The sequence below is a fragment of the Mycolicibacterium sichuanense genome, assembly GCF_033741125.1.
Taxonomy (GTDB): Bacteria; Actinomycetota; Actinomycetes; order Mycobacteriales; family Mycobacteriaceae; genus Mycobacterium.
The window spans coordinates 40029-66834 of record NZ_JAWQPU010000007.1 but is presented as its reverse complement, the minus strand read 5'-3'; the positions used below and the strand labels follow the sequence as shown (position 1 = coordinate 66834).

At 68.6% G+C, this 26806-nt stretch carries 21 protein-coding genes; 6 read left to right on the top strand and 15 right to left on the bottom strand.

Translation table 11 applies throughout. The annotated features are described in order from the left end of the window. Positions 1-64 precede the first annotated feature (64 nt). Genes SBI80_RS21045 through SBI80_RS21035 form a run of 3 tightly spaced genes read left to right on the top strand, consistent with a single transcriptional unit; the run spans position 65 to position 7321 of the window. Positions 65-5602, top strand: coding sequence for a type I polyketide synthase (locus SBI80_RS21045; RefSeq protein ID WP_318976767.1), 5538 nt, complete (start codon positions 65-67; stop codon positions 5600-5602). Positions 5603-5612: 10 nt separating this feature from the next. Continuing rightward, positions 5613-6464, top strand: coding sequence for an ABC transporter ATP-binding protein (locus SBI80_RS21040; RefSeq protein ID WP_318976766.1), 852 nt, complete (start codon positions 5613-5615; stop codon positions 6462-6464). Further along, entirely contained in the window at positions 6464-7321 is an 858-nt protein-coding gene (locus SBI80_RS21035) for an ABC transporter permease (RefSeq protein WP_318976765.1), read from the top strand. Before SBI80_RS21040 ends, SBI80_RS21035 begins: the two co-directional genes overlap by 1 nt. 3 nt (positions 7322-7324) lie before the next feature. Here the strand turns inward: SBI80_RS21035 and SBI80_RS21030 are convergent, their stop codons facing one another. Further along, entirely contained in the window at positions 7325-7984 is a 660-nt protein-coding gene (locus SBI80_RS21030; protein WP_318976764.1) for a L,D-transpeptidase family protein, read from the bottom strand. Between the two features lie 237 nt (positions 7985-8221). Between SBI80_RS21030 and SBI80_RS21025 the strand changes: the two genes are divergently transcribed. Beyond that, the gene (locus SBI80_RS21025) at positions 8222-9037 is read left to right on the top strand and encodes a response regulator transcription factor (RefSeq protein ID WP_318976763.1); all 816 of its coding nucleotides are present in this window, start codon (positions 8222-8224) and stop codon (positions 9035-9037) included. Between the two features lie 49 nt (positions 9038-9086). Here SBI80_RS21025 and SBI80_RS21020 read toward each other — a convergent pair whose 3' ends face one another. Further along, positions 9087-11084 (bottom strand): ArnT family glycosyltransferase, encoded by a 1998-nt coding sequence (locus tag SBI80_RS21020; RefSeq protein ID WP_318976762.1) that lies wholly within the window; start codon positions 11082-11084, stop codon positions 9087-9089. Between the two features lie 30 nt (positions 11085-11114). Continuing rightward, positions 11115-12374: a bifunctional glycosyltransferase family 2/GtrA family protein gene (locus tag SBI80_RS21015; RefSeq protein ID WP_318976761.1), complete on the bottom strand. Its 1260-nt coding sequence runs from the start codon at positions 12372-12374 to the stop codon at positions 11115-11117. Between the two features lie 222 nt (positions 12375-12596). Here SBI80_RS21015 and SBI80_RS21010 point away from each other — a divergent pair, with 222 nt between their 5' ends. Then, on the top strand, positions 12597-13358 hold the full coding sequence (locus SBI80_RS21010) for an ABC transporter permease (RefSeq protein ID WP_318976760.1): 762 nt from the start codon (positions 12597-12599) through the stop codon (positions 13356-13358). 69 nt (positions 13359-13427) lie between these two features. Here SBI80_RS21010 and SBI80_RS21005 read toward each other — a convergent pair whose 3' ends face one another. The 5 genes from SBI80_RS21005 to SBI80_RS20985 are packed head-to-tail and all read right to left on the bottom strand — an operon-like array spanning position 13428 to position 19380. Then, positions 13428-13886: an amidohydrolase family protein gene (locus SBI80_RS21005; RefSeq protein WP_318976759.1), complete on the bottom strand. Its 459-nt coding sequence runs from the start codon at positions 13884-13886 to the stop codon at positions 13428-13430. After that, a complete protein-coding gene (gene mhpA, locus SBI80_RS21000; RefSeq protein WP_318977025.1) occupies positions 13879-15414 on the bottom strand; it encodes a bifunctional 3-(3-hydroxy-phenyl)propionate/3-hydroxycinnamic acid hydroxylase MhpA in 1536 nt (511 codons plus the stop codon). Before mhpA ends, SBI80_RS21005 begins: the two co-directional genes overlap by 8 nt. 8 nt (positions 15415-15422) lie before the next feature. Next, positions 15423-17315 (bottom strand): acyl-CoA synthetase, encoded by a 1893-nt coding sequence (locus SBI80_RS20995; RefSeq protein ID WP_318976758.1) that lies wholly within the window; start codon positions 17313-17315, stop codon positions 15423-15425. Continuing rightward, positions 17312-18250, bottom strand: coding sequence for a fumarylacetoacetate hydrolase family protein (locus SBI80_RS20990; RefSeq protein WP_318976757.1), 939 nt, complete (start codon positions 18248-18250; stop codon positions 17312-17314). Before SBI80_RS20990 ends, SBI80_RS20995 begins: the two co-directional genes overlap by 4 nt. Beyond that, positions 18247-19380, bottom strand: coding sequence for a VOC family protein (locus SBI80_RS20985; protein ID WP_318976756.1), 1134 nt, complete (start codon positions 19378-19380; stop codon positions 18247-18249). The genes SBI80_RS20990 and SBI80_RS20985 overlap by 4 nt, the downstream gene beginning before the upstream one ends. 122 nt (positions 19381-19502) lie before the next feature. Between SBI80_RS20985 and SBI80_RS20980 the strand changes: the two genes are divergently transcribed. Beyond that, on the top strand, positions 19503-20168 hold the full coding sequence (locus SBI80_RS20980) for a TetR/AcrR family transcriptional regulator (RefSeq protein WP_318976755.1): 666 nt from the start codon (positions 19503-19505) through the stop codon (positions 20166-20168). Between the two features lie 24 nt (positions 20169-20192). Here SBI80_RS20980 and SBI80_RS20975 read toward each other — a convergent pair whose 3' ends face one another. The 7 genes from SBI80_RS20975 to SBI80_RS20945 all read right to left on the bottom strand — a co-directional run bounded on the left by SBI80_RS20975 (position 20193) and on the right by SBI80_RS20945 (position 26750). Continuing rightward, the gene (locus SBI80_RS20975; RefSeq protein WP_318976754.1) at positions 20193-20384 is read right to left on the bottom strand and encodes a ferredoxin; all 192 of its coding nucleotides are present in this window, start codon (positions 20382-20384) and stop codon (positions 20193-20195) included. 2 nt (positions 20385-20386) lie between these two features. Beyond that, the gene (locus SBI80_RS20970) at positions 20387-21664 is read right to left on the bottom strand and encodes a cytochrome P450 (protein ID WP_318976753.1); all 1278 of its coding nucleotides are present in this window, start codon (positions 21662-21664) and stop codon (positions 20387-20389) included. A gap of 99 nt (positions 21665-21763) precedes the next feature. After that, entirely contained in the window at positions 21764-23179 is a 1416-nt protein-coding gene (locus SBI80_RS20965) for an aspartate ammonia-lyase (RefSeq protein ID WP_318976752.1), read from the bottom strand. Beyond that, on the bottom strand, positions 23176-24345 hold the full coding sequence (locus SBI80_RS20960; protein WP_318976751.1) for a M20 family metallopeptidase: 1170 nt from the start codon (positions 24343-24345) through the stop codon (positions 23176-23178). The genes SBI80_RS20965 and SBI80_RS20960 overlap by 4 nt, the downstream gene beginning before the upstream one ends. Then, positions 24342-25010: a DUF1028 domain-containing protein gene (locus tag SBI80_RS20955; RefSeq protein ID WP_318976750.1), complete on the bottom strand. Its 669-nt coding sequence runs from the start codon at positions 25008-25010 to the stop codon at positions 24342-24344. Before SBI80_RS20955 ends, SBI80_RS20960 begins: the two co-directional genes overlap by 4 nt. After that, positions 25007-25450, bottom strand: coding sequence for a RidA family protein (locus SBI80_RS20950; protein WP_318976749.1), 444 nt, complete (start codon positions 25448-25450; stop codon positions 25007-25009). The genes SBI80_RS20955 and SBI80_RS20950 overlap by 4 nt, the downstream gene beginning before the upstream one ends. A gap of 37 nt (positions 25451-25487) precedes the next feature. Continuing rightward, positions 25488-26750, bottom strand: a complete 1263-nt coding sequence (locus SBI80_RS20945) for a flavin-containing monooxygenase (RefSeq protein WP_318976748.1) — start codon at positions 26748-26750, stop codon at positions 25488-25490. Positions 26751-26806: the final 56 nt, after the last annotated feature.

Below are 26806 nucleotides of genomic sequence, written 5' to 3'. Positions count from 1 at the left end.
CATCACGGTTCGAGCCGATTGAGGCAGTCACGACGCGGCGTGCGTTCGGGCTCTTGGAAAGAGGATGATGATGCCCGCTGAGGACGGCCGGGAGCCGTTGGCGATCGTCGGGATCGGTTGTCGCCTGCCAGGCGGCGTCGGTTCCCCCGACGACTACTGGGAGCTTCTGTGCAACGGTATCGACGCCACGCGTGACGTGCCCGAAAACCGTTGGAACGCCGATCGATTCCACGATGTCACGTCGGGCAAGGCCGGCAAGATGGTCACCCGGCGCGGCGGCTATCTCGACGAGGTCGACCAATTCGACGCCCAGTTCTTCGGCGTGTCGCCCCGCGAGGCGAACCTGCTGGACCCGCAGCAGCGCCTGCTGCTGCAGACCACGTGGGAGGCGCTCGAAGACGGGGGCATTCCCGCCGAGCACTTGGCCGGCACCGAGGTCGGCGTCTTCATCGGCGGTTTCACCCTGGACTATCAGCTACTCCAGAACCAGGGCCGCACCAGTAGGTTCCGCTTCAAGACGCATTCCACCACCGGGATGATGCTCACGATGCTGGCGAACCGCATCTCCTTCGCCTTCGACCTGCGCGGCCCCAGCATGACCATCGACACAGCCTGCTCGAGCTCGCTGGTCGCGGTGCACCTTGCCGCACAGAGCATCTGGAACGGCGAATGCCACCTTGCCCTTGCCGGCGGGGTCAACGTCATCATCGGTCCCAACACCGCCATCGCCGAATCCAAGAGCGGATTCCTCAGTCCCGACGGACGCTGCAAGGCCTTCGACGAGTCCGCCGACGGCTACGCCCGCGGCGAGGGCGGGGCCGTCGTCGTGATCAAACCACTGGCTCAGGCCATGCGCGACGGTGACCAGGTCTACGCCCAGATTCTCGGCTCCGCCGTCTCACAAGACGGTCACACCGACTCCATCACCGTGCCAAGCGAGGACGCGCAGCGGACGGCGATCACGACGGCCCTGCAGCGAGCTGGCGTGCACGCCAGCGAGATCGGGTACGTGGAGGCTCACGGCACGGGCACGCCGGTGGGTGACCCCATCGAGATGCGGGCATTGGCAGGCGCGCTGGCCGCCGAGCGCGCGTCCACCGATCCGCTGCTGATCGGGTCGGTCAAGACCAACATCGGTCACCTCGAGGCCGGCGCCGGGGTAGCCGGGCTGATCAAGACCGCCCTGGTGCTCAAGCACGGCTTCATCCCCGCCCATCTGCACCTGCGGAATCCCAGCAGCCAGCTGTCGTTCGCCGAGTTGAACGTCGACGTTCCCACCACGGGGCGGCCGTTCCCCGCGTGCGAGCGACGGCTGGCCGGAGTCAACTCGTTCGGCTTCGGCGGCACCAACGCCCACGTCGTCCTGGCCGAACCCCCCACCCCGGCGATCGAAGCAGCTACCGATGCGGCCGAGCAGGCGGCGCCCACCGTACTGCCGGTCTCGGCACGGTCCGAGGAGGCACTGGTCGCTACGGCGCAGCGGTTGGCCGACCACCTGCGCGCCCATCCCGACCTGAGCCTGGCCGATCTGGGCTACCACCTCAGCCGGCGCCGCTCCCACCTCAGCCACCGCGTGGCGCTCATCGCCGACGGGATCGACGACGCACGCGATCAGCTCGAGGACCTCGCCGCCGGCGGTGGACGACTCGCCGCGGCACGCACGCCGTCCCAGACGCCGAGGCTGGCGTTCGTCTGCACGGGCATGGGTCCGCAGTGGTGGCGGATGTGCCGGGACCTGCTCGACACCGACTCCCGCTTCGCCGAGAGCATCCGGCGCACCGACCGTGAACTGTCCAGGTACACCGACTGGTCGCTGCTCGAGGAACTCCGCCGCGACCAGGCCGATTCGCGGATGTCCGAGACGGAGATCGCGCAACCCGCCAACTTCGCGATCCAGGTGGCCCTGGCCGCGCAGTTGGCCCACTACGGCATCCGGCCGGACGCGGTGGTCGGTCACAGCGCAGGTGAAGTCGCCGCCCATCATCTGGCCGGGCTGCTCACCTTCGAGCAGGCCGTCTACGTGATCTTCCATCGCAGTCGGCTCCAGCAGCGCACGACGGGTCTGGGCCGCATGCTCGCGGTCGGCCTTGGCGCCGAGGCTCTGCTGCAGCGGCTCGACGGCGCGGCCCTGGACGAATTCGGTTCGCGCGTCTCGGTGGCCGCGATCAACAGCCCGTTCGCGGTGACGATCGCCGGCGACGGCGACGTGCTCGACGACATCGCCTGCCAGCTGGACGCGGCAACGGTCTTCAACCGCTTTCTGCCGGTCAAGGTGCCGTACCACACGCACTACATGGATCTCGTGAAGGACGATTTGTACGGGGCGTTCGAGGGGCTGTCCTCGGGCACGGCCACCACGCCGCTGTACTCCACGGTCACCGGCGAACTCCTGACCCAGTACTCGGCCGGCGCGGCCTACTGGTGGCAGAACACCCGCGCCACCGTGCTCTTCGAACCGGCGGCGCGCCGGATGATCGACGACGGCTACACCCACTTCGTCGAGCTCGGGCCGCATCCCGTGCTCGCCTCCTCCATTCTCGAAATCGCTGGCTCGCAACGTGTCTCGGTGCTCGCCACGCAGCGGCGCAACGACGACGACGTCCGGTCACTGCTCACGTGCGTTGGCGCACTGCACAGTCAGGGCGCCAGCGTGGCCTGGGACGCGCTCAATCCCCGCAGCAGCAACCGACCCGTCCGCCTGCCGACCTATCCGTGGCAGAACCGGCGTTTCTGGAACGAGACCCAGGAGGCCGCCGAGGACCTGCACTACCACCCGGTCCACCCGCTGCTGGGACAACCGGTGAGCGCCGTGCATCCCACCTGGGAGGTCGAGCTCGGCACGCACACCCTCGGCTTCCTGGCCGACCATCGGGTGCAGGGCAGCATCGTGGTCCCCGGTGCGGTGTTCGTCGAGATGGCGCTGGCCGCCGGGGCACAGACCTATGGATCCCGGCACGGCGTGCGGGATCTGGTGCTGCACCGCGCCCTCATCCTCGACGACACCTGCGATCCGATCGTCAGGACCACCCTCGATCAGGACCGCGGCACCATCGAGTTCGCCGCCTTCACCGCCACCGCGGACGGTGACTTCACCTGGACCCTGACGGCGTCGGCCGAACTCACCGCGCTGCCGCCGCGCCCCCGTCCCGCCGACACGCTCACCGCGGTCGAGGCCACCACGTCGACCGCCGAGGACTTCTACGCCCACACGCGCTCGATCGGGTTCGACTACGGGGACGCCTTTCAACCCATCACCGAGATCAGTGCCGGAACCGACTGGGCCACTGCACGACTCAGGGTTCCCCCGGTGATCGCCGGGGACGTCGGCGCCTTCTCGTTCCACCCGGCGCTGCTCGACGGAGCCTTCCAGACGCTGTTCGGCACGACGTTGGTCGAGGGCAACGACGACGGCACCTACCTCCCCCACCGAATCCGGCACGTCACGATCTACGGCCCACCCGCGCCGGACATGACCGCCCGCGTCCGTGTCGTGTCGGCCAACGCCGAGAAGATCGAGAGCGACGTCACGATCGTCGACCACCGCGGTGAGCCCCTCGTCGTCATGGAGGGCTTCGAGGTGCAGTCCTTGACCGCATCGTCGACCATGTCGACCGAGCGAATCGACAAGGGACTCTACGAGGTTCAATGGATTCCCCACCCCTGCGTCGACGCCGTCACCTCCGTCGGCGACGGTCGGTCCTGGCTCGTCTTCGTCGACGACACCGGCTTCGGCGCCGCGCTCGCCAGTCGGCTGCGCCGTGACGGCCACCGGGTCCGCACCGTCGAGCACCATGCCACCGAGACGCTCGTCGACACCGGCACCGGATACCGGCTCGACCCCGGCCGGCCCGATCAGCTGCGCGCACTGCTGCAGGTCCACCTCGCGGACCACGGCGACCTCATCGGCGTCGTCGACTGCTGGCCGCTGGACGTACCCGCCGGCTCTGGTTCGTTCGAGCCGACCCAGCGGCTCGGCGTTCTCGCCGTCCTGCACCTGATCAACGCCCTGGCCGAACTCGATGGCGTCACGCCGCGTCTGCACCTGGTGACCGCCAACGCCCAACCGGCACCGGGAACTCCGACGACGGCCGTCGACCAAGCCGCCGTCTGGGGGCTGGGTCGGGTGATCGGTCACCAGGAGTTCGCCGAACACTGGGGCAGCCTGATCGACGTCGATCTCGAGCCGGGCCGCGACCATCGGCAGACCGCCGAGCGGGTCTGCCGGCACCTGCTCGACGACGGGCCAGAGGACCAGATCGCGATCCGCGGCGAGCAGACCTTCGTTCCGCGTCTTCGCCCGTGCGCCGCGCTTACCAGGGCCTTCCCCACCAAGCTCACCCCCAACGCGACTTACGTCGTCACCGGCGGCACCGGCGCTCTGGGCCGCAGTGTGGCCACCCACCTCGCCGAGCACGGTGCCCGACACCTCGTGCTGATGAGCCGGCGGGCGGTGCCGCCCCGCGCGCGGTGGGCCCAGCTGGACGTCGAGGACCCGCACTTCGCGACCGTGCAGACCATCCGCGCGATCGAGCGCCTCGGCGCCGACGTCGTGTGCGCGGCCATCGACGTCACCGATGCCGACCGGATGCGGACCTGGCTCACGGAGTACCTCGACGGCGGCGGCCGCCCGGTCCGCGGCATCGTGCACACCGCCGGCACCGTCGACGATCGGTTGCTGGTCAACATGACCGAGGCGCACTTCACCGAGGTGATGGCGCCCAAGGTCGTCGGCACCCGCGTGCTGCACGACGTGTTCGGCGCGAACGACCTGGAGTTCTTCGTCATGTTCGGCTCGGCGGGGTCGGTGATCGCCTCCCCCGGCCAGGGCAACTACGCCGCGGCCAATGCCTTCCTCGACGCCTACGCCCACGACCTTCGCGCACGAGGCCTGCCGGCACTCACCATCGGATGGGGTCCGTGGTCGGTGGGGATGGTCTCCGAACTCAAGCTGGAGAAGATCTACGCCCAGCGCGGCATCGAGCTGATCACGCCGGCCGCCGGAGCCAGGATCCTCGACCGGCTGCTCGACCAACCGGTCGCGACGGTCGTCGCCATCAGCGCCGACTGGGGCCGCGCCCGTCAGCTGGGTCTGGGTGGCCATCTGCCGCCGATGTTCTCCGACCTCGAGACCACCGACTCGATGTCGGGGGACGCCGCCCTCGGGACGTCGGTCCTCGACGTGCTGAGCGCCACGGCGGAGCCCGAGCGGGTCGACGTCGTCACCGAGCACCTGCGGCTGATCGTCGCGACCGTCTTCGATTGCGCGGTCACCGACGTCGAGACCGACGAAACCCTCGACGACATCGGTTTGGACTCGATGATGGCGATGGAGTTCCGTGTCAGGATCAACGCAATGTTCGCCATCGACCTACCGGTTCTGGAGATCCTCCGGGGCGTCAGCGTCACGTCCCTGGCCTCCCGCGTGCTCGCCGAGCTCGAACTTCCCGGCTCCGAGGAACCGGTGGTCGACCCACCCCAACAGCCCGCGTCCGCTGACGTCGACCGCCTGATCGAGCAGCTGTCGGAGGAGGACCTGCGGGCGCTGCTCGCCGAACTCGAGGCGGAGTCCAGCGACGGCGGATCGGACGGAGTGCCGGCGTGAGGCATTCGGCGTGACGGCCACCGAAAGCTCGCTGGCCGTGCGGGTCCGCGGACTGTCGAAGGCCTACGGGCGGCTGCAGGCCGTGCGGGAACTGAACCTCGACGTCGGTTACGGAGAGGTCGTCGCGATCCTCGGCCCGAACGGTGCCGGTAAGTCCACCACTATCGAGATCCTCGAGGGCCACCGCAAGCGCGACGGCGGCGACGTCCGCGTGCTCGGGGAGGATCCCGGAACCGCGGGACGGAGCTGGCGCGCCAGAATCGGCATCGTGCTGCAGGAGGCCAGCGACTTCGGCATGCTCACCGTGTCCGAGACGGTGTCGATGTTTGCCAGGTGTTACGCCGCGACGCGGTCGACCGAGGACGTACTCGAATCGGTCGGTCTCGGAGCCACTTTCGGCTCCCGGGTGCGCAATCTGTCGGGCGGCCAACGACGCCGGCTCGACGTCGCCCTCGGCATCGTCGCGATGCCCGAGCTGCTGTTCCTGGACGAACCGACCACCGGTTTCGACCCCGAGGCGCGCCGGCAATTCTGGGACCTCATCCGGTCCCTGGCCGGCGACGGCACGACCATCCTGCTCACCACGCACGCGCTGGACGAGGCCGCTGCACTCGCCGACCGCGTGGCGATCATCGCCGGCGGCCGGGTGGTGGCGGTCGACTCTCCCACCAAGCTTGCCGCGCAGGCGAACTCGGTAGCGACCGTGCGATGGGTGGAGGGTGACGTCGTCCACCTCGAGCAGACCGCGCATCCCACCGAGCTGATCCGGCAGCGCTCGGCGGCCGGCGCGGAACTGGCCCAGCTCACGGTGACGCGACCGACGCTCGAAGATGCCTACCTGGAACTGATTGGTCTGACGTGATGGCGATCGAATCCGAACGCACGGTCTGGGGGCCGCGCCATCGCGCCGGCGACGCGGACCCGGCGCTGCCCTCGCCGCTGCGCATCGGCCTGTCGCGGGTGGTGCCCGAGGTGAAGATGTTCTACCGGCGCCCAGAGCAATTGGCGCTGACCTTCTCGATGCCCGCGGTCATCTGCCTGCTGCTGGGGTCGATCTTCTCGGCGAAGCTGCCCAACAGCGACACCAGCACCGGCGCGGTCATCGCGGCGAGCATGCTCGCCTACGGCATCCTGTCCACGTCGTTCATCAACCTCGGTATCAGCGTCGCCGCCGACCGGGACACGGGCGCGCTGCGGCGACTTCGCGGCACCCCGGCGACCGCCACGTCCTACTTCGTCGGGAAGATCGCGCTCGTCACCATCGCCAGCCTCGCCGAGGCCGTCATACTCCTGGCGGTCGGCGTGCTGATCTTCAAGCTGCGGTTGCCCTCCGACGTCGGCGAATGGTGGACCCTGACGTGGGTGTTCCTGCTGGGCATCGTCAGCTGCTCGCTGCTGGGGATCTTCATCAGCAACTTCGCCAGCAATGCGGTGTCCGCGGCGGTCATCACCAACGGTCCCGCGGTGGGCCTGCAGTTCGTCTCGGGCACCTACGTTCCGCTGATGGCGCTGCCGGCGTGGATGCTGACCATCGGCTCGCTGTTCCCGGTCAAGTGGATGGCGCAGGGATTCCGCTCGGTGCTGTTGCCGCCAGAGATGGTGGCGTTCGAACCGGCGGGCAGCTGGGAGCACGGGCGGATCTTCCTGGTCCTGGCCGCCTGGAGCGTCGTTGGCCTGATCTGCTGCCTGCGGGTGTTCCGGTGGTCGGACAAGAGCTGACGGTCAGGCCGTGGCGCCGGGTCCGCGCAGTCCGACCCCGATGACCATCTCGGGGTGCGCCGCGGGGTCGAGCCACTGCAGCACCGAGCGCATCTGGTCCCGTCCGATCGCCACGCAGCCCCAGGTTGGGTCGCCGTCGGTGACGTGCAGGAAGATCCCCGCCGAACGGCCGGGGATCCGCTGCGGGTTGTGCTCGATGAGCACCGCGTAGTCGTAGATCCCGCCCGAGTCGTAGAGGTTCTCGGCATCCTCGGAGTCGATCTCGGCGGCGTGAACGTGCGTGTTGTACGTCGGGGAGTCGACGTCCTCGTCCCACCAATCCTCGTCGGTGGCTTGGAAGTACGGCATGCGCGTGCCCGGATTGGGTTCGCGGCCGAAGGCCTGGCCGAGGGGGAAGGTGCCCTCGGGCGTCCGAAACGAGTCGTCCGCCGGCTGGCCGAGGCCACCTTCCCCGAGATCGGCCGGGATCGGGCCGAGCACTAGCCTCCAGTCCCCGCCGGAGCGCTCATAGGTGGTGAGGCTGGCCGTCGTGGATGACGCCGATGGTGCACTGACCACGATCCGTTGTTCGGGCGCCTCGGCCCCCGCCGGTGCCGGGCTCGCCAGGTCGGCAGCGACGAGCGAGGCGACGACCAGGGCGCCGACCGCAATCCGCGATGGCACGCCCACCAGCATCCCTGCGGCGCGCGAACACCCCTTCGACCTCGCGTTCATTCGGTGTCGTCCCCTCCCGTTTCGCCCGCGTGCGTGGTTCGACTCCGGGCATCTCCCATGCTGCCCGGTCTCACCCTGCCCGGCGGGATACCCGCGGCACGCCCATCCGTCGAGCTCGAGACGCATACGTGATCCTATGGAGATCCTTCCCACATGGTGTGGATAAGACTTTGACAGCGTCACCCCATGACCAGCGGTGATCCTATTCCGGTGACGAACCTCGGCATCCCCGCCTCACGGCAATCGCCCCTGGCCCCAGTGGTGCGGCTGCCCCGGAGGCACCTCGACGGCAGGCAGCCCAGGGTCCTGATCGTCGATGCCGAACGCGTGGTGGCCGAGATGTCGTCGATCGCCCTCAATGGCGACGGCATCCAGACGGTAACCGCGCCGGACGGGGCCAGCGCCCTCGCCATGGCACGCAGCTTCGATCCCGATCTGGTGGTGCTCGATCAGCGACTGCCCGATACGGACGCAAACACCCTGGTGTGTCGGCTACGGGACTGGCGCCCGTCCGTGCTCACCATCAGGATGCACGACAAGTCCGGCGCGCGGCAGCGTTCCGCGCGCGACGCTGCCGGCGAGGCGTGCCTGTTCAAGCCGTTCAGCATCGAGGACGCAACGTCGCGGGTGCGAGCCGTGTTGCGCAAGGGTGGTGTCGACCACGATGCCGTCCGGGCCAGGGTGTCGGTCGGGAATCTCGTCTTGGACGAGGAGTTGCGCCAGGTGTGGCGTGACGGCGAGAACATCGCGCTGACCCCCACCGAGTTCGCCTTGATGCGCTTCTTCGTGCGCAACCCCGGCCGCGCCCTGAGCACGCGGGAGATCCTCGGGCGGGTATGGCATTACGACTACACCGGCCAGTCCTCGCAGGTACGGCTCTACGTGTCCTACCTCCGCCGCCGGATCGACGACGGTCGGGAGCCGATGATCCATACCCTGCGGCGGACCGGATATGTCTTCAAGTCGGCGCAGGCTGTGCCCCAGCGGGCCGCGCGGTCCTAGCCTCGCGTCACTCCATCGTCGAAGCCGATGTCGCGAACCGATTTTCGGCTCAGTGCGCGGGCGCGGTCAGGTCGTACAGGGTCACACCGTCCACCGTCATCAAGGTGTAATGCTGCTTGACCCAGTCCAGGATCTGGTCGGATTCCGACTTGGCTCCCGACCCGCCACCGAAGGACGGCATTCCCGGACGCGACGAATCGTAGTAATAGTGCACCCGGCCGTCTCGGACGTAGCCCTGGAACTGCCCCAGCGTCGGCGCCGGATCCCCGCCCCCGAAGCCGCCGATCGGCATCACCGAATGTCCGGTCGCCAGTTGGTAGTCCGAGGCACCCATCGATCCGGAGGTCGCCGCCACCCAGGTGTAGTCGTCGGCGTTGGCGGACAGCAGCGCGGTCACCTGGTCGGACACCTTGCCGCCCATCGGCCCGAACGGGGCACGACCCGCTTCATCCCCGGGAGCTCCCGGCCCACCGCGCCCACCCGGGCCCGGCATCCCGTGCATGCCGCCGCCCTTCGACTGCGGTCCTGCGGTGATGATGGAGCCGCTGTGTGCCGTGCCTAGGGTCTGGATGCAGTACGACACCGGCCCCGCCATGGCCGCGGCGACGGCCAGCCCGGCTGCCCATACCCTCGGGTCGCGTCCGGCCGGGATCGAGCTTGGTCGGATCGACGACACGAGGAACAGGATCGTCGCCACCGCTCCAGTGGCGACGACGACCCAGCGCAGCCACGGCAGGAAGTCGGGCGCCCTTCCCAGCAGCACCCATGACCACGCCGCGGTGATGGCGACGACCAGCGCCAATACCGCAGTCGCCCAGCGCTTCTCGCGATGACGCCACAGGTGCGTCGTCCCCATGCCGACCACCGTTGCGACCGCGGGCGACAGTGCCACCGTGTAGTAGTCGTGGTAGATGCCCGACATGAAGCTGAACGTCAGTGCCGTGACGAGCAACCAGCCACCCCAGACGATGTATGCCGCCCGCCGAGCATCCGTTCTGGCCGCACGTCCGCACAGCACTAGGCCGGTGACGAGCAGCACCAGCGCCGCGGGCAACAACCAGGAGATCTGCGTGCCGGATTCCGTCACGAACAACCGGGCGATGCCAGCCTGGCCGAACATTGGCCCACCGGGGCCGCCGTGTCCGCCCGGTCCGAAACCGTGGGGAAGCCCACCGCCACCGCCGACACCGCCACCCAGGATGCGGCCGAGTCCGTTGTAGCCCAGCGTGAGTTGCAGGAAGCTGTCGTTGGATGAACCGCCGATGTAGGGGCGCTCGGACTTCGGCCATAGCTCGACCAGAGCGACCCACCAGCCAGCGGCCACGATCGCCGCGCCGAGCCCGGCGAGCAGTTGGAGCAGGCGCGTTCGCAGCCTCGGCGCCGCCGCGACGAGGTAGGCGATCGCCAGGCCCGGCGTGATCAGCATGACCTGCAGCTGCTTGGTCAGGAACCCGACGCCGATGAGCACACCGCACAGCACGACCCAGCGCGTTCGCCCGCTGTCGATGCCACGCAGCAGGGCCCACACTGCCGCCACCATCAGGAACACCAGCAGGGCATCGGGGTTGTCGTAGCGGAACATCAGCGTCGCGACGGGTGTCAGCGCCAGCAGCGCGCCGGAGATCAGACCGGCGCCGGGGCCGAAAGTCCTTCGCACACAGGTGTATACCAGCGCAACCGACGCCACGCCCAAGAGCATCTGAGGCACCTGCAGGGCCCAGGAGTTCACTCCGAAGAGGCGGGTGCTGATCTCCATCACCCACAGCGATGCCGGTGGCTTGTCGACGGTGATGGAGTTGCCCGCGTCCGATGACCCGAAGAGGAGGGCCTTCCAGCTCTGGGTACCCGCCTGCACGGCGGCGGCGTAGAACGAGTTGCCCCAGCCGTTGCGGTCGAGTCCCACGGTCCAGCAGATGGCGGTCACCAGGAGCAGTGCGACCAATCCTGGCCGGGCCCAACGAGGATCGGGCGCGACGTCGGCCCGGGCAACGCCGTTGGGCCGGGCGGCGTCGTCACTGCGCTCGGTGGGCTCTGCTGCGATGGTCATGGGTCTCTTTCGCGAGGGATGGAGTGGCTGTCAGCGATTTGGGTGAAACACCCAGGAGCGCAGCACGACGAAGCGAAGCACGGTGGCGACCAGGTTGGCCGTGACGAGCACACCCAGCTCGAGCCAGTGCGGGGTGGGATGCACCAATGCGTGAATGCTAGCGAGCGACCCGCTGGTGATCAGCAGCGCCATGCCGAAGACCAGCAGACCCTCGCCGTGATGACGGGCCCGGCCGGCCTGGCCACGGATGCCGAAGGTGAACCTGCGGTTGGCGCCCGTGTTGCCGACCGCGGTGATCAGCAGCGCCAGGAAGTTGGCCGCCTGCGAGCCGACCGAGGCGTGAAGTGCGCTGAAGATCAGCAGGTACGCCAGCGTGCTGACGAGGCCAATCGCGCCGAAGACCGCCAATTGGTACGAGGTCCCCCGCGGCTCGGCAAGCTGCTCCCGCCGCGCCCCCAGATCCGCGGCCAACTCGTCGACGGGAATCCGGCCGAGGGCGAATCCCCTTCGCATCCTTGCGATGCCCTTGAGGTCGGCGGTGGCAGTCGCCACGATGTCGACCCGGCTGTCGGGGTCGTCGACCCAGTCGACCGGGACCTCGTGGATGCGCAGGCCGGCGCGCTCGGCCAGCACCAGGAGTTCGGTGTCGAAGAACCAGCCCGTGTCGGCGACCAGCGGCAGCAGCCGGCGCGCCACGTCGGCACGGATCGCCTTGAAGCCACACTGGGCGTCGGAGAACTTCGCCGACATCGTCGTCTTGAGGATCATGTTGTAGCAGCGCGAGATCACCTCGCGCTTCGGCCCACGCACCACTCGAGACGTCCGCGCCAACCGGGTACCGATGGCTAGGTCGGAATGGCCGGAGATCAACGGGGCGACCAGGGGGCTCAGCGCCGCCAGGTCGGTGGACAGATCGACGTCCATGTACGCCAGCACGGGGGCGTCGGAGTTCGACCAGACGGCGTTCAGTGCGCGGCCGCGGCCCTTCTGTTCCAGGCGGACCACCCGCACGCCGTCGAGTTCCTCGGCGAGTTGCGCGGCGATGCGTGGGGTGTGGTCGATGCTGGCGTTGTCGGCGATGGTGATGCGGACGGGGTAGGGCAGCGTCTCGGCGAGGTAGCGGTGCAGCCGGTGCACCGAGCCCGCCAGGGCGGCTTGCTCGTTGTAGACGGGCACCACGACGTCGAGGACCGGCACGCCGCGGCGGGCGGCATCGGCCAGCACGCTCGCGCGCCCGATGGTGGACGGGCCACTCTCGGCGGCCGGGGTCTCGATCAGCATCTTGGTCATGTGAACGATCCTGCGGTCCGGACATGAGCGGGATGTGGGTCCAACATTTGTGGTTGCTATGCGAGTTCGCGCCGGCACTCCACTCTGCGGTGACGGTGCGAGATTGCGAGTGGACGTCGCGGTACGCGCAGACTCGACCCGGCGGTCCCCCGCCGACGCTGACTACGGTGGTCAGTCGAAGCGCCCGACGGCGGGCGACGCGGTCGAGCGAGGAGACCGGCCTTGGCCGAACCGATCCTGAGTCCCACGCTGATCGCCGTGTGCGTCGCGATGACGATTGCTGCGGCTTTGGTCTCGAGGCTCGCGCTCAGGGGTTCGTGGTGGCCGGTTCCGACGGCGGCGGTGCGCGCGGTCGCCCAGCTCGCGGCGGTGGCGACCGTGCTGGCGGTGGCGTTGTCCAGGTTGTGGTCCTCGGTGCTGGTCCTCGTCGTGATGTTCACGGTCGCGGCGGTGACCGCCGCCCGCCGAAGCGAGGCCACCCGTGGTTCGTGGTGGCTGGCGCTCTCGCAGGCAGCTGGGATGACCGCGGTGATTCCCGTGCTCCTGCTGTCCCGCGTCGTGCCCCTGACCGGAGTGGCACTCGTCCCCGTGTTCGGGATCGTGCTCGGCGGCACGATGACGGCGTCGTCGGTGGCGGCCAGGCGTGCCCTGGACGCGCTGATCCTTCGCGCCGGTGAAGTCGAGGCCGCGCTGAGTTTGGGCATGACCGAACGCGATTCGCGGATGGAGATCATCGGCCGGCCGCTCACGGACGCGCTGCTGCCCAACCTCGATCAGGCCAGGACCGCGGGCCTGGTCACGCTGCCGGGTGCGTTCGTCGGCGTCCTGCTCGCCACTGGCTCAGCCGCTCAGGCGGGCGCCGTTCAGGTGCTGGTGCTGATCTCGCTGCTGCTAGCCCAGGCGTGCGGGGTGGCGGTGACGGGGGAGTTGGTGGCGCGCGGACGCATCGTGCGGGCTGGTGAGCGCGCGCTGCGACCTCGGTGATCTCACAGCGGGGTGCTGCGACCGTGTGGAGATCGACGCATCGACGTGGCCGGGAAGGTCTTCCGGCACCTAGGCGAGCCGGGGGAACAACGCCGCGGCATTCCCGCGGCACAGCATCTCCAGGGCAATGCCGTCGACACCGAGTTCGTCGAAGGCGTAGCCGATCTCGTGGATCGCGGCGTCGACGTCGGGCAACGGCAGCGAGGCGAGGAGCCCGAACCGGTCGGGATGCCGCCCGACGATCGCCGCCCCCTCCTCGTTCACCGCGCGGGCGAGCTCCCTGGCGTCGGCTGGATCGTCGGTGAGCAGCACGCCCGGCGAGGACACCGACAGGACCGCCGACGCGATGCCAGTGCGGTCCATCGTCGTCAGGGCGGCGTGCGGCTCCCACTCGGGTATCGCGGCCATGCCGTCGGGCATGGCGTGCCCCGTCGCCACCATCGCCTCGCGCAGGCGCGGCGTGATGAAGTGGGCGTGGACGTCGATGGCGGACTGCAACGGTGGTGCCCCGCTGTCCGGTTCAGCCACGACGAGTCCGAACTCTCGTTCCGGTGAACGACGGCACCGCGGCGCACATCGCCCCCACCGAACCGGTGGCCATGACGGTGCGGTCCGGACGGATGACCGCGGCGGCCGCACGGCCGCGGTGCAACCAGCGGGCCAGCTCGCTTCCGGCCTCCGCCGTCACGACGACCGCTCCGCGATCGGCCGCCAGCATGGCGTCGCTTTGCGCCACCGGGCCGGCGGTGACGATGGCGAACCCATTGCCCAGCCATGCATCCAGCCGTCGACCGTCGGGTTGCACCGGGTTGGGGATCAGGGTTCCGGCGAGTTGCCGCCGGGGCGTTCGATCCTTCTGGATCAACACCGAACGACGCAGCGGCGGAGTCACGCTGTCCACGACACGCCGCCGCAGCCCGGGGACGTAGTGCAGGCGCGGCACGACGACACGGCGGATCAGATTGCCGACGTCACCACCGCCGGTCATCGCCAGCCCGATTCCTCGCGCCAGCTGGATCAGTTGCCGTGCATGGGGTTTGCGCTCGGCCTCGTAGCTATCGAGCACGGCCTCGGGAAGGTCGCCGTGGAGTACGCCGGCCAGCTTCCACGCCAGGTTCATCGCGTCGCGCAGCCCGGCGCCCATGCCCTGTCCGATGAACGGCGGAGTCAGGTGTGCTGCGTCGCCCAACAGGAACGTGCTGCCGTGCCGCCACCGCTCGGCGACCTGCGCCCGGAAGGTGTAGTCGGTCACGCGGACCAGGTCGAGATCCTCGTCGGGGACCTCGCCGACCCACGGCTGGATCAGCGGGCGCACCGCCACCAAGGAGGTGAAGTCGGCGGCGGATTCGCCGTCGAGCAGCCGAAATTCCCACCGGTAGCGGCGCGCACCGATGCGCATGAAGGTGCCTGCCCGCCGCGGATTGCAGATCTGGTGTACACCGTCCCACTGCTTCAGGTCGTGTTCGGTCGACACATCCATGACCAGCCAGCGCTGGTCGAACCTCAGGTCGCGCATGGCGACCCCGATCCGGTCGCGGGTGATGCTGTTGGCGCCGTCGCACCCGAGGAGGAAGTCGCACTGCACCACGTGCTCGGTACCGTCCGCGCGGTCGACGTAGGTCACCCTCGGGCCCGGCCGGGCGCCGGTGTCGATCTCGATGACTTCGGTCTCGCCGCGCAGGCGCACACGCGGGTGGTCGGCGAGGTTGTCACGCAGCAGCTGCTCGAAGTCGGGCTGGTCGAACATGTTGGCCTGCGGAAAACCGTTGCGGCCACACACGTCGTCGCGCTTGAACTCGGCCAGCGGGGTCAACGCGTCGTCGAGCAGCCGGAGCCCCAAACCGGGCCGCGAGATCTTGGCGAACTGCTCGGCGATGCCCAGGTGCGCCACGATGCGACACACTTCGTCGTCCATGTGTACCGCCCGCGGCTGGGGGTACACCCCGCTCCAGCGGTCCAGGACGAGGGCCTCCACGCCGTAGGACGCCAGCAGCGTGGCCGCCGTGACGCCGGTGGGCCCGGCTCCGATCACCAGGACCGGAACCCGTTGCGCAATGACCTCGCTCACGACGCGTTCTCGAGCACGCACGTCACCGTGTACCACCCGAGGATCTCCTCGACCCCGGACCGGTCGGCGTCACCGACCAGCGACACGGTCACCACCGTCGCACCGTCGACGGAGGCGGCGTCGACTGCCTGGACGCCCGCCACGCCGGCGAGCGCACCACGGATCGCATCCTCCGCGGCGGCTGCCCGCAGCGGCAGCTTGTGGGGCTTGCCGATCGCCGTCACCGGAAGCGCGTCCAGCACGTGCACCGCCTTGGGTACCGCTGCGCGTTCGCCGATGCGACCGGCCGCCCACCGAACCAGTTCCTCGGCGGTCGCGGTGCTGCCGGGCGAGACCGTCACGTAGGCGACCGGCACCTCCCCGGCGTGGGGATCGGGCCGGCCCACCGCGGCCGCACCGGTCACGTCGGGATGGGCTAGCAGCGCATCCTCGATCTGGACCGGGTCGATGTTGTGGCCGCCGCGGATGATGAGGTCCTTGGCGCGCCCCGTCAGCCGCACGAATCCGTCGTCGTCGACCGAACCCAGGTCACCCGTGTCGAGCCAGCCTTCGGCCAGCTTGCCGAGCCCGTCGAGGATGAATCCGCCCGCGGTGCGCCCGACCACGTATCCGGGGAACACCGTGGGTCCGCTGATGGCCAGGACGCCGACCTCACCGGCAGGCAGGTCGGTCCACCGTCCCTCGTCGTCGACGTGCACGGCCTTGATCCGCTGGTAGGGCATCCGCTGCCCCACCGATCCCGGCCGCGGGTGCTCGGAGAAGCTGCGCACGCTGGCGCAGGTGGCCTCGGTTAGGCCGTAACCCTCCAATAGTGCTATCCCCGTGTGGGATTGGAAGTCCTTGCGCACGGAGTCCGGAAGTGCGGATGCGCCGACTAGGGCAAAGCGCAGACTCGAGATGTCCGCGTCCAACGGACATCGTGCGAGCACCGCGTACACCGTCGGGACGGCGCTCATCGCGTTGATGCCGTAAGCGGCGATGATCTTCCAGAGGTTGGCGTAGAGCGCGAAGTCGCGGTATCCCAGCGGTCCGGCCCAGATCGACTGCTGGCCCCTCAGAAGTGGTGCGAGCAGCGTGACCACCAGCGCATTGACGTGAAACAGCGGCAACCCCGCGAAGACGACGGCGTCCTCGGCCAATTGGGTATTCGCGGCGATCGACCAGGCGTCGACGACCTCGTTGGCGTGGGTGTGTGCGGCCAGCTTCGGCGTGCCCGTGGTGCCACCGGTGTGGAAGAGCGCCGCGAGATCACCTCTCTCGGGAACGGCACCGTGAAAGCGCGAGTCGTCGCGATCGGCCGCCAACCGGCTCAGGTACCCGACCGTCGCACCCGCGAGTTCGGGGGCCGACGACGGCGCCGCCACGCCCGTCGGGCTCAGCAGCAGGATGGTGTCGACGACCCCCGCGGCGGCCAGGTGCCGAGCGGTCTGCCAACTGGCCTCGTCCAGTTCGGGTGCGGCCGAGATCAGCACCCGCGCACCCGATCTCGACATCAGTTCGGCAACGTGGTCGGCGACCAGTCCCCCGTTGACCGGTGCGGCGATCCCCGCGAGTTCGGCCGCCAGCGTCGCGGTGATGAGCTCGTCGCAGTTCGGGCTGATCAGTGCGACGGCGTCGCGGCGGTCCACGCCAAGGTCACGAAGCAGGTTGGCGGTGCGGTGCACGTCGGAGAGCAGCTCACCGAACGTTCGCCGCGTCGGCTCCTGCCAGTGCTCGGCATCGGGCAGCACGGTGACGGCGATCCGGTCGGGCCAGGTCCGTGCGGCGTGCTGCAGAATCTCGTAGGTCGTCGCGGGCAGGTGCCGCTGCGCCAGCGGAACGGCCTCGATGTCGGCGAGATCTCCGGGTGTGGTGTAGCGCGTCGGCCACGTCGAATCCGCTGCGCTCACCGGTGATTGACCACCATCCGCTGGGTGCCCAGATCGATGGCCCCGTCGTCGGTGGCCACCGATGCCTCGACGACGTCACCGTGCGACAGGTACTTCTGATTACCGGCCTGGCGTTTGAAGAATGCCTTCCACTTCACGGCCGGCGGCAGCAGGGAGCCGATGATCTCGATCGGCTTGGGCGGCGCGCTCAGCGCGGTCCCGGCGGGCGTACCGGTCAGGATCAGATCACCGACGGCTAGGTCCTGGAAGTTGGCCAACGACTGCAGCGCCTGCAACGGCTTGTAGAGCATGTCGCCCTCGACCAGCGCATCCTGGCGGATCTCGCCGTTGACCCGCAGCCGCAGTCGCAGATCTCCGAAACGCTTGAGCTCGTCCGCGGTGAGCAGGACGAGGGCGGGACCGACGGGTGTGAAGGTGGGGTAGGACTTCGCCTCGTAGAACTGGGTCTGGGGCAGCTGGACGTCGCGCGCCGAGACGTCGTTGGTGATGACCAACGCGGCGACGAAGTCGGCCAGGTTGGCGTCGGTGACGGAGGTGCCGACCGGCAGCTCGCGACCGATGACGAGTCCGATCTCCACCTCGTAGTCGAGGAACCGGACGTGCGGGGGCTTGACGATGTCGTCGTACGGTCCGCTGATCGAGGCGGCTGCCTTGCGAAAGAACGTGAGCGGCACGGTCTTCGGATCCATGCCGGAGTCCTTGACATGGGATTCGAAGTTGGTCATCTGCGCGATGACGCGACACGGCCTGGTCACTGGCGAGATCGGCGCCAGGGTGTCGACGGGCACCGTCTCGGTGCTGACGGCCGCGCGTTCGATGGCGTCGCGGTCGGCGAGCAGTTCGGCGGTGGTCGTGGCGCTGGTCTGGATGCGCGCGGCACCAGTGCCAGTGTCGACCCACCAAGCGTCGGCGGTACGAAGGACGGAAGTCGTCACGAGTTGGGCACTTTCAGTAGTCCGAGTAGGCGGGTGAAGTCGAATTCGTTGTCGGTGTCGCGCACGGCGCTCAGCAGTGCCTGCGCTTCATGGCGGATGGACCTTGGGCTCACCCCGAGGAAGTCCTTGGTCGCCGGCGGTCCCCATTGCGCCAACCCCGAGGCCGTGAACGGCGACCAACCCGGTGCCAGGGAGCTGTCGAACATGTCGCCGTCGGTGAAGTGCTCGACGAGGAACCCGTCGGGATCACGCCAGTAGTCGAAGATCTGGCTGCCCTCGTTGTGCCGCCCAATCCCCCAAGACCGCTGATAGCCACGGGCCTTCAGGTATTCACCACCCGCGGCGAGCGCATCGAAGTCGCATACCTGATAGGCCGAGTGCACGTACCGGTTCGACGGCCCCAGCGCCATTGCCAAGGTGTGGTGATCGGCGGGTGTGCGACCGAGGTCGCAGCGGATGAAGCTCATCACCGGACCGCGCTCCCGCTGACCCGGAAAGAACTGGAAGTCGCTGACGATCATGCCGAGCTTCTCGAGATACCAGTCGAGCGTCTGACGGTACTTCGTGCTCTGCAGCACCACGTGTCCGAGGCGTTGTACCCGCGCGGGTACGCGGGGCGGGCGCTGGAAGTCATTGATGCGCAGGAGTTCGTCACCGACGTTGAGGGTCTGCGCCGTCTGATCCTGCAGCGCGGGCAGCTCGTGCATGCCCGCGACCACCGCCACGGGCACCCCGCTGGGGTCGACCAGATCGACTGCGTGTCCGCCGATCGACTCCGGCAGTGCCCGCGTCGCACGACCGGTGACGTCCGCCAGGCGCAGCACGTCCGCTTCGTCCTGAGCGGCGAACGCAACGCCGCGGAACCGGGTGCGCGCACCCTGCCGGATGACCACGCAGGGCGCCCCGGCGCGAGTGCCCCGCAGGATGAGTTCCTGCGGCGTCCGCATGGCGATGGCGAATCCGAACGCCCTGGCGAACGCCTCGGCACGGACGAGGTCGGGCTTGTCGAACTCCAGCCAGGCGATGTCCCGCACCTTGATCACCGGATTGGCCGAACGACCGGGATGCTCACCGCGGTGCGCGCCGTGCTCGCCGTGTAGTCCGTGATGTGCGTCGATTGTCTGCGACACGTCGCCTCCTCTCGTTATCTGACGAAATCGTCACATACGACGCGACGATCAGTCAAGCGTCTCTGAGGAAATAGTCATGACTGAGGACCGTCCCTTAGACTGACCCGAACACGGAGGTGGACATGACGTCGGACGCCGGTCCCGCAACGCCCAATCGACTACAGCGCCGCAAGCAGCGCACGCGCGCCGCGCTCATTCGGGCCGCCCAGGCGTTCATCGCCGCAGGGAAGACCAACGCGCCGATCCTCGAGATCACCAAGGCTGCCGACGTCGGTATGGGCTCCTTCTACAACCACTTCGAGACCAAGGACGAGCTCTTCGCCGCCGCGGTCGCGGACGTGCTTGACGCCCAGGGCGCGTTGTTGGACCAGATCACCGAGGCGCTCGACGATCCGGCCGAGGCCTTCGCGTGCCGCTTTCGCCTGTGCGGACGGCTGTTTCGTCGGCAACCGCAGGAGGCTCGGATCATGATGTCCAACGGGCTGTCACTGCTGTCATCCGACCGCGGACTGGCCCCAAGGGCGAGACGCGACATCATCGCCGCCGCGGAGGCCGGCCGGTTCACCGTCGCCGATCCCGACGTCGCGCTGGCCATCGCCGGCGGCGCCCTTCTCGGCCTCGGCCAGCTGTTGCTCGATCAGCCCGACCGTGACGATGCCACGACGACCGATGCGGCCACAGTCGAGGTGCTCCGCCTGTTCGGCGTCACGGCAGAAGAGGCACGACGACTCTGCTCGCGGCCGATGCCGGACGTGGTCCTGGTCGGTGACGCCGGGTCGGCCGCCTGACGGTGACGCAGACGCCGGCGACCGTCAGGACTCCAGACGCAGGGCCGCCACCGGGCACGCACTCACCGCGGAGGACGCCGAGTCGGTCTGATCCGTAGGCAGATCGGCACCCTCGAAGTGGTGCACGAGCCCGCCGTCGTCGTCGAGTTCGAAGATGTCGGGTGCCTGGAACGTGCACATGCCGTGCCCTTCACACCTTTCGTAATCTGCGATCACCCTCACAGCACCCCTCCAGCTCCGTTGTTCCGACCTGGTACCAGCCGCAGTGGCAGCCGTTCGAATCGATGAATGATGTTGTTGGAAGCTAGCTTTGGAACACCGGCCACCTCGATGTACTCCACTCGGTCCAACAGCGCTTCGAGGATCGACTCGGTCTCCAGGCGGGCCAGACCCTGGCCAGCGCATCCGTGCACGCCGAGCCCGAAGCCCAGCTGGGCAGCTGCGTTCCTGGTGATGTCGAACGAGTCGGGATCGGTGAAGACCGCAGCATCGCGGTTGGCCGAGGCGTAGAAGACGTTGACGCGCGCACCCCGGCACACCGGCACACCGGATATCTCGGTGTCCTCGATGACCCACCGGCTGAACGATCGCAGCGGCGCTTCGATGCGAACCACCTCGTTGACGGCATTGGACAGCAGCGACCGATCTGCCTTGAGCAACTCCCACTGGTCTCGGTGGCAGGCGAACAGCCACAGGGCGGCCGCGATGGCCCCCGCGGTCGTGTCGATCGACGGCGCGAGGTAGTCGATCATGAACGCCCGCAGCTGGGCCCCGTCGATGGACCTGGAGTCGCGGGCGACGTTCAGTTCGTGGCCCAGGCTGCCCGGCGCGAAGGAACCCCGGCGGGCCACCTTGGCCGTGAACCACTTCATCCCCGCCGCAGCGGGCAGAGCGACTACTGCCTGCCGATTGAGCGGACCCAGCAGGTCGAACGTCGCACCCGCCCAGGTCACCAGGTTGTCCCGACCGTCCCTCGGCCAGCCGATCAGATCGGGCACGATGGTGAGGGGCAAGCCAAGGGCGAGGTCCTCGACGCCATCCACCCGAGCAAGCCCCATGGCGCGATCGACGACCTCGCGCGCTGCCTGCTGCACCTGTTCGCGCATCGACCGCAACGCCCTTGGCGTCAACCGGTGCGCCAGCATCTTGCGCCGCCGTTCGTGGACCTGTCCGTCACTGTTGAGCGTGGTGCCCCTGCTCATCCGGTTGGTCGGCGAGTTGAGCGCGACACCGCGTCCGCTCACGAATGAATCCGGGTGCAGCAGAACGTACTTCACCTCGGCATGGCGAGCCACGGCGTACACCCGCTGCTTCTCGAGCCACACCACGGGGCCCAGCTCACGTAGGGCCGCGTAATGCGGATACGGATCGGCGATGGCTCCGGGGCCGTAGACGTCCGGTGCATAGCCGGGTACGCCGTACGGCGCCCGACGACCGAGAAGCAGTGCGTCGCGCAACGGCCGGCGCGCCGCTGCGATCTGGCTCGACACCGTCATACGTCCTCTTCCCTTGCCCATCCCGGGTCGCGTGGCCTACCCCACGCTGGAAAGTGACGATATCATCATCTATGACGTTGTCGTCATGGATAGCCACGGCTATTCGGCCGTGCGCCTCCCCGGACGGGTCAGATTCTCGGGATCGAGGATTGCGTCCAGTTCAGAAGCCGTCAGCAAGCCACGGTCGAGCACCAGCGACGCGACGTCGGCGTCGGCGCTCAGTGCGTCGGCCGCGAGCCGGGTCGCCGCCTCGTAACCGAGGTAGGGGTTGAGCGCGGTCACCAGACCGATCGAGCGGTCGACGGTCGCCCGCATGCGCGTGGCGTTCGCCGTGATGCCCACGACGCACCGCGTCCGCAGGGTGTCGCACGCAGCCGTCAGGTGAACCAGCGACTCGAAGAGGCTGTGCGCGATGATCGGTTCGAAGGCGTTGAGCTGCAACTGCCCACCCTCGGCGGCCATGGTGATGGTGATGTCGTTGCCGATCACCTCGAACGCGACCTGGTTGACCACCTCGGGTATCACGGGATTGACCTTGCCAGGCATGATGCTCGAACCCGCCTGCACCGCAGGAAGATTGATCTCACCGAAGCCGGCGCGCGGCCCCGACGACAGTAGACGCAGGTCGTTGCAGATCTTGGACAGCTTCACCGCGGTGCGCTTGAGCACGCCCGACAGCTGCACGAGGGCGCCGACGTCCTGGGTGGCCTCGACGAGATTGGCCGCCGTGACCAACGGCAGTTCGGTGACGGCGCGCAACTCCTCGCAGACTGCGTCGGCGTACCCGTGGTGCGCATTGAGACCGGTGCCGATCGCCGTGCCCCCGAGATTGATCTCGGAGATCAGCTCGACGGCCTCGCCCAACCGGTCCCCATCCTCGCCGACCATGACGGCGTAGCTGCCGAATTCCTGACCCAGCGTCATCGGCACCGCATCCTGCAGTTGGGTACGGCCCATCTTGAGGTGCCCGCCGAAGTCGACGGCCTTGTCCGCGAACGCCGTCACCAACGCCGTCATCGCCATGCGCAACCGTTGAACGGCAAAGTGCAGCGCGACCTTGAGTGCGGTCGGGTAGACGTCGTTGGTGCTCTGCCCCAGGTTGACGTGCTCGAGAGGGTGCAGATGCCGGTAGTCACCTCTCCGGTGTCCCAGCAGTTCCAGCCCGCGGTTGGCGATGACCTCGTTGGCGTTCATGTTGGTCGACGTGCCGGCACCACCCTGGATGACGTCCACGACGAACTGGTCGTGCAGCTTGCCGGAGATGATCTCGCGGCAGGCGGTGACGACGGCGTCCCTGCGTTCGGCGTCGAGCAACCCAAGCCGATGGTTGGCCTGCGCCGCAGCCAGTTTCACGCAGGCCAGGGCAACGACGAGTTCCGGATACCGCGAGATCGGCAGGCCCGTGATCGGAAAGTTCTCCAGTGCGCGGGCCGTGTGCACGCCGTAGTACGCCGCATCCGGCACCTCGTAGTCGCCGAGCAGATCGTGCTCTACGCGCAACGCGGTGGGGTTCATCCCTCGTCCCCATCGGCCAGCAATCGTTGGCGCGTGACGGGATCGGTCGCCGCGTCGAGCAGGGTCAGGGCCAGGGCACGGGCCCCGTCGATCGTGGCGCGGTCGGCGGCAGGCGAGATCGCGGCGGCCGCGAATTCGGGTTGGTGGTTGACCGCGGGGAGCGAGTCGATGCCGATGTAGGGGTGGATCGCCGGAATGCGTTGCGAGACATTGCCCATGTCGGTCGAGGCACGGTTCATCCGCGAGTCGGCGCCCGAGCTGAACCGCCTGCCGAGCTGCTCGGCGCGGCGTACGTAGGCGTCGAGCAGTCCCTCGTCGGTGCGGAACTCGGCGTAGGGCTTGCTCTCCGCAGTCACGGTCAGCTCGCAGCCCGTGGCCAGCGCGCCCGCCTCGAAGCACCGGGCGACGCGCTGCTCGAGATCGGTCAGCTCGGCGAGGGATGCAGCCCGCACGTACCAGCGTCCCTCGGTGCGTCGAGGAATGGAGTTCGGCGCCTCTCCCCCGTTGGTCATGACGCCGTGCACCCGCACGTCATGCGGCAGCTGCTGACGCAGCAGCCCGATGGCGACCTGGGCGATGGTGAACGCGTCCGCGGCATTGATGCCGCGGTCTGGGTAGGCCGCTGCGTGCGCAGCCTTGCCATCGTACTGAATATGACTGTGCGAGACGGCATATGGCTCCGCCCGTGCGACGTCCACCGGGCCTGGATGCACCATCGCCGTGGCGTGGATGCCCGCGAACCCGCCCCGGTCGAGCATCTCGATCTTGCCGCCACCGCCCTCTTCAGCGGGGGTCCCGAACACCGATAGCGTGATTCCGAGATCGTCGACGTACGGCTCGAGCGCCAGGGCGGCTCCCGTCGAGATCGCCGCGATGACGTTGTGCCCGCATGCGTGCCCTAGACCGGGCAGGGCGTCGTATTCGGCGCACACCGCGAGGTGCAATGGACCGGTTCCGCGGCGTGCGACGAAGGCGGTCTCCAGACCGGTGAACCGCTCCGCGACGGTGAACCCGGCGTCGGCGAGCTCACCGGCCACCCTGGCGCACGATCGCACCTCCTCCCAGGCGGTCTCGGGGTGGGCGTGCAGGTCGTGTGACAGCGCCAGCATCCGTTGGGCGACGCGGTCACCCGCGGATCGGACGGCGTCGTCGAGTGGGGCGCTCATAGGTCTCCGGGGACTCCGTATGACGGTGCGGCCGTTGGATCGAGCCCACGCGTGCGGTAGTCGGCCTTCTGCGGCTCCCAGACCTCCCACAGCCGCTGGAGTTCGCCGATCGGATCGTCGTGCCAGTCGACGCGCAGATCGGTGACGGGCCATGGCACGTCGGCCACCACCTGCAGTCCGGCGGAGTGCACCGGCCCGGCTTCCCCTCCGGCAGCGGATGCGGCGGCCAGACCGTCCAGCAGGCGCCGCTCGGTGGTGACCGCCCCGGACGTCAGATAGCCCTGCAGCAGGACGGTGATGACGGCCTCGTCGGCGAGCATGTTGCCTGCCGCGGCGGCATTCTCGGCGCGTGCCTCGTGCCGGATGCCGAGAGCCTTGGCGCCGGTGTGGATCGCGGTGTCTCCCGACCCGTCGACGACGACCAGCTGGCGGAAGTCGGCGTGCGGTTCACCGGCGATCGTCATCTCCAGCGCCGCGGCGGCGTTCACACCGCTCGCCAGGGCATCCAACGCGAGGGTGCCGAGGTTCGGGTTCGTGACGTTCTGACTGGCGACGGCACCCACACCGGGGCGCAGGTGCACGCAGCGCGACGCCACTGCCGGGCTGGAGGAGCAGACGACCATGCCGAACGCATCTCCGTCGCGCACGACGAGCGAGAACGTCATGCCGGGTCCTTGCCGAGCACGGCGGTGGCGTCGATCTCGACCAGCCACTCGGGCCGCGCCAGCGCATCGACGACGAGGCCGGTCGACACCGGGTACACGCCCTTCAGCCAGCGCCCCATCACGCGGTACACGGTTTCGCGATAGCGGATGTCGACGAGGTAGACCGTCACCTTGACGATGTCGCGGACGCTGCTGCCCGCCTCGTCGAGCAGCATCGCGATGTTGGCCATGGCCTTCTCGGTCTGCGCCTCGACGTCCCCGATCCCCACCGATTCGCGGGTGTCGAGATCCTGACCGATCTGCCCGCGCAGGTAGACCACGCCGCCGGCCACGACGGCCTGACAGAGGTCGTTGTCGAGGTTCTGCTCCGGGTAGGTCTCCTTGGTGTTGAAGGGCCGAATCCTGCGGTGGGTCGCCCCAGCCGGCGTCGCGTCGCTCATGGGACGGGACTCTCCTCTCTCGATTCTGTTGGCGCCGTTAGTGATCAACGGGTGAGGGCGCCTGGTAGGCCAGGTAGCTGCGCTGGATCGCGATCTGATCGGCCAGATACTTGGCGTCGTGCCAGACGCCCCAGATGAAGCTCGATCCCCGACGGGACTGCCACGGCAGGCCCAGGAAGTAGAGCCCGGGCTCGGTCGACACCCCTCGCTGGTGGCGCGGCCGACCCATCTCGTCGAACGCCTCGACCTGCAGCCATCCGTAGTCGAACGCAAATCCCACGGCCCAGACGATGGAGGTGATGCCGGCGGTGGCCAGATCGAGGGAGGCGATGGGGTCGGTGACGCACTCCGGGTCGGGCCCGAAGACCCGGGCCTGCGGCTCCTCCGGGAGGTCGAGGCCGTTGCGGGCGATGAAGGCGTCGGCTTCGTCGAGCATCGAAAGGTAGCTCGTATCACCGCGTTCGATGTTCTCGCGAAGGTCGGGCGCGAAGCTCATCACGCCGTCGACGTACGGGCCCGCCATGCCGAGCAAGGTGATGCCATTGGCGGCCAGGTTCCGGAAGTCGACGGTGTGACCACCGCGTGCACCACTGACGGCGATGGTGACGTGCTCGGCGCCACGCGGGGGCGCCGCGAGATCCCACTTGCCGAGAACCCCCAGCCACCAGCAGAAGTCACGTCCGCGATAGCTGCGGGGCGGCCGTTCGTGCGGGCCGACTGCGAGGTACGTCGAGCGGCCGGCTTCCCGCAGCTCGTCGGCGATCTGGACTCCCGACGAGCCGGCGCCGATGACGAGCACGGCACCCTCCGGCAGCTGCTCGGGATTGTGGTACGCGCTGGAGTGAATCTGGTGGATTCCGGCGGACTCGGGAATCAGTGGCGGGATGACCGGCTTCTGAAACGCTCCGGTCGCCGCTACCACGAAGCGCGCGTCGAGGTCGCCATCCGATGTCTCGACGCGAAACCCACTGCGCCCATCGATCTTTCGCACCGAGTTCACCTGGACCCCGGTGCGGATGGGTGCGTCGACCTTGTCGGCGTACGCGACGAGGTAGTCGGCCACGGCCTCCTTGCCGGCGAAGGCGTCGGGTGCGACGTCGAACTCGAGACCCGGAAAGCGGTCGTGCCACGCCGGCCCGTTGGCCACCAGCGAGTCCCAGCGCCACGACCTCCAGCGTTCGGCGATGCGATCGCGCTCCAGGACGAGGTGCGGCACACCCTGGGCACCGAGGTGCTCGCTCATCGCGATCCCCGCCTGACCTGCCCCGACGACGAGAACCTCGACCTCTTCGCTCGACACCCTGACCTCCACGGACTCGTTGATCCTGTTCGCCCGTCCATGTTCATTCCGGCGCC

Bases quoted from the DNA above. Each gene is read 5' to 3' on its own strand.
- SBI80_RS21045 (WP_318976767.1), top strand. From the start codon at position 65: ATGATGATGCCCGCTGAGGACGGCCGGGAGCCGTTGGCGATCGTCGGG.
- SBI80_RS20965 (WP_318976752.1), bottom strand. From the start codon at position 23,179: ATGAACCCCACCGCGTTGCGCGTAGAGCACGATCTGCTCGGCGACTAC.
- SBI80_RS20960 (WP_318976751.1), bottom strand. From the start codon at position 24,345: ATGAGCGCCCCACTCGACGACGCCGTCCGATCCGCGGGTGACCGCGTC.
- SBI80_RS21035 (WP_318976765.1), top strand. From the start codon at position 6,464: ATGGCGATCGAATCCGAACGCACGGTCTGGGGGCCGCGCCATCGCGCC.
- SBI80_RS20950 (WP_318976749.1), bottom strand. From the start codon at position 25,450: ATGAGCGACGCGACGCCGGCTGGGGCGACCCACCGCAGGATTCGGCCC.
- SBI80_RS21020 (WP_318976762.1), bottom strand. From the start codon at position 11,084: ATGACCATCGCAGCAGAGCCCACCGAGCGCAGTGACGACGCCGCCCGG.
- SBI80_RS21025 (WP_318976763.1), top strand. From the start codon at position 8,222: ATGACCAGCGGTGATCCTATTCCGGTGACGAACCTCGGCATCCCCGCC.
- SBI80_RS20955 (WP_318976750.1), bottom strand. From the start codon at position 25,010: ATGACGTTCTCGCTCGTCGTGCGCGACGGAGATGCGTTCGGCATGGTC.
- SBI80_RS20970 (WP_318976753.1), bottom strand. From the start codon at position 21,664: ATGACGGTGTCGAGCCAGATCGCAGCGGCGCGCCGGCCGTTGCGCGAC.
- SBI80_RS21015 (WP_318976761.1), bottom strand. From the start codon at position 12,374: ATGACCAAGATGCTGATCGAGACCCCGGCCGCCGAGAGTGGCCCGTCC.
- SBI80_RS20980 (WP_318976755.1), top strand. From the start codon at position 19,503: ATGACGTCGGACGCCGGTCCCGCAACGCCCAATCGACTACAGCGCCGC.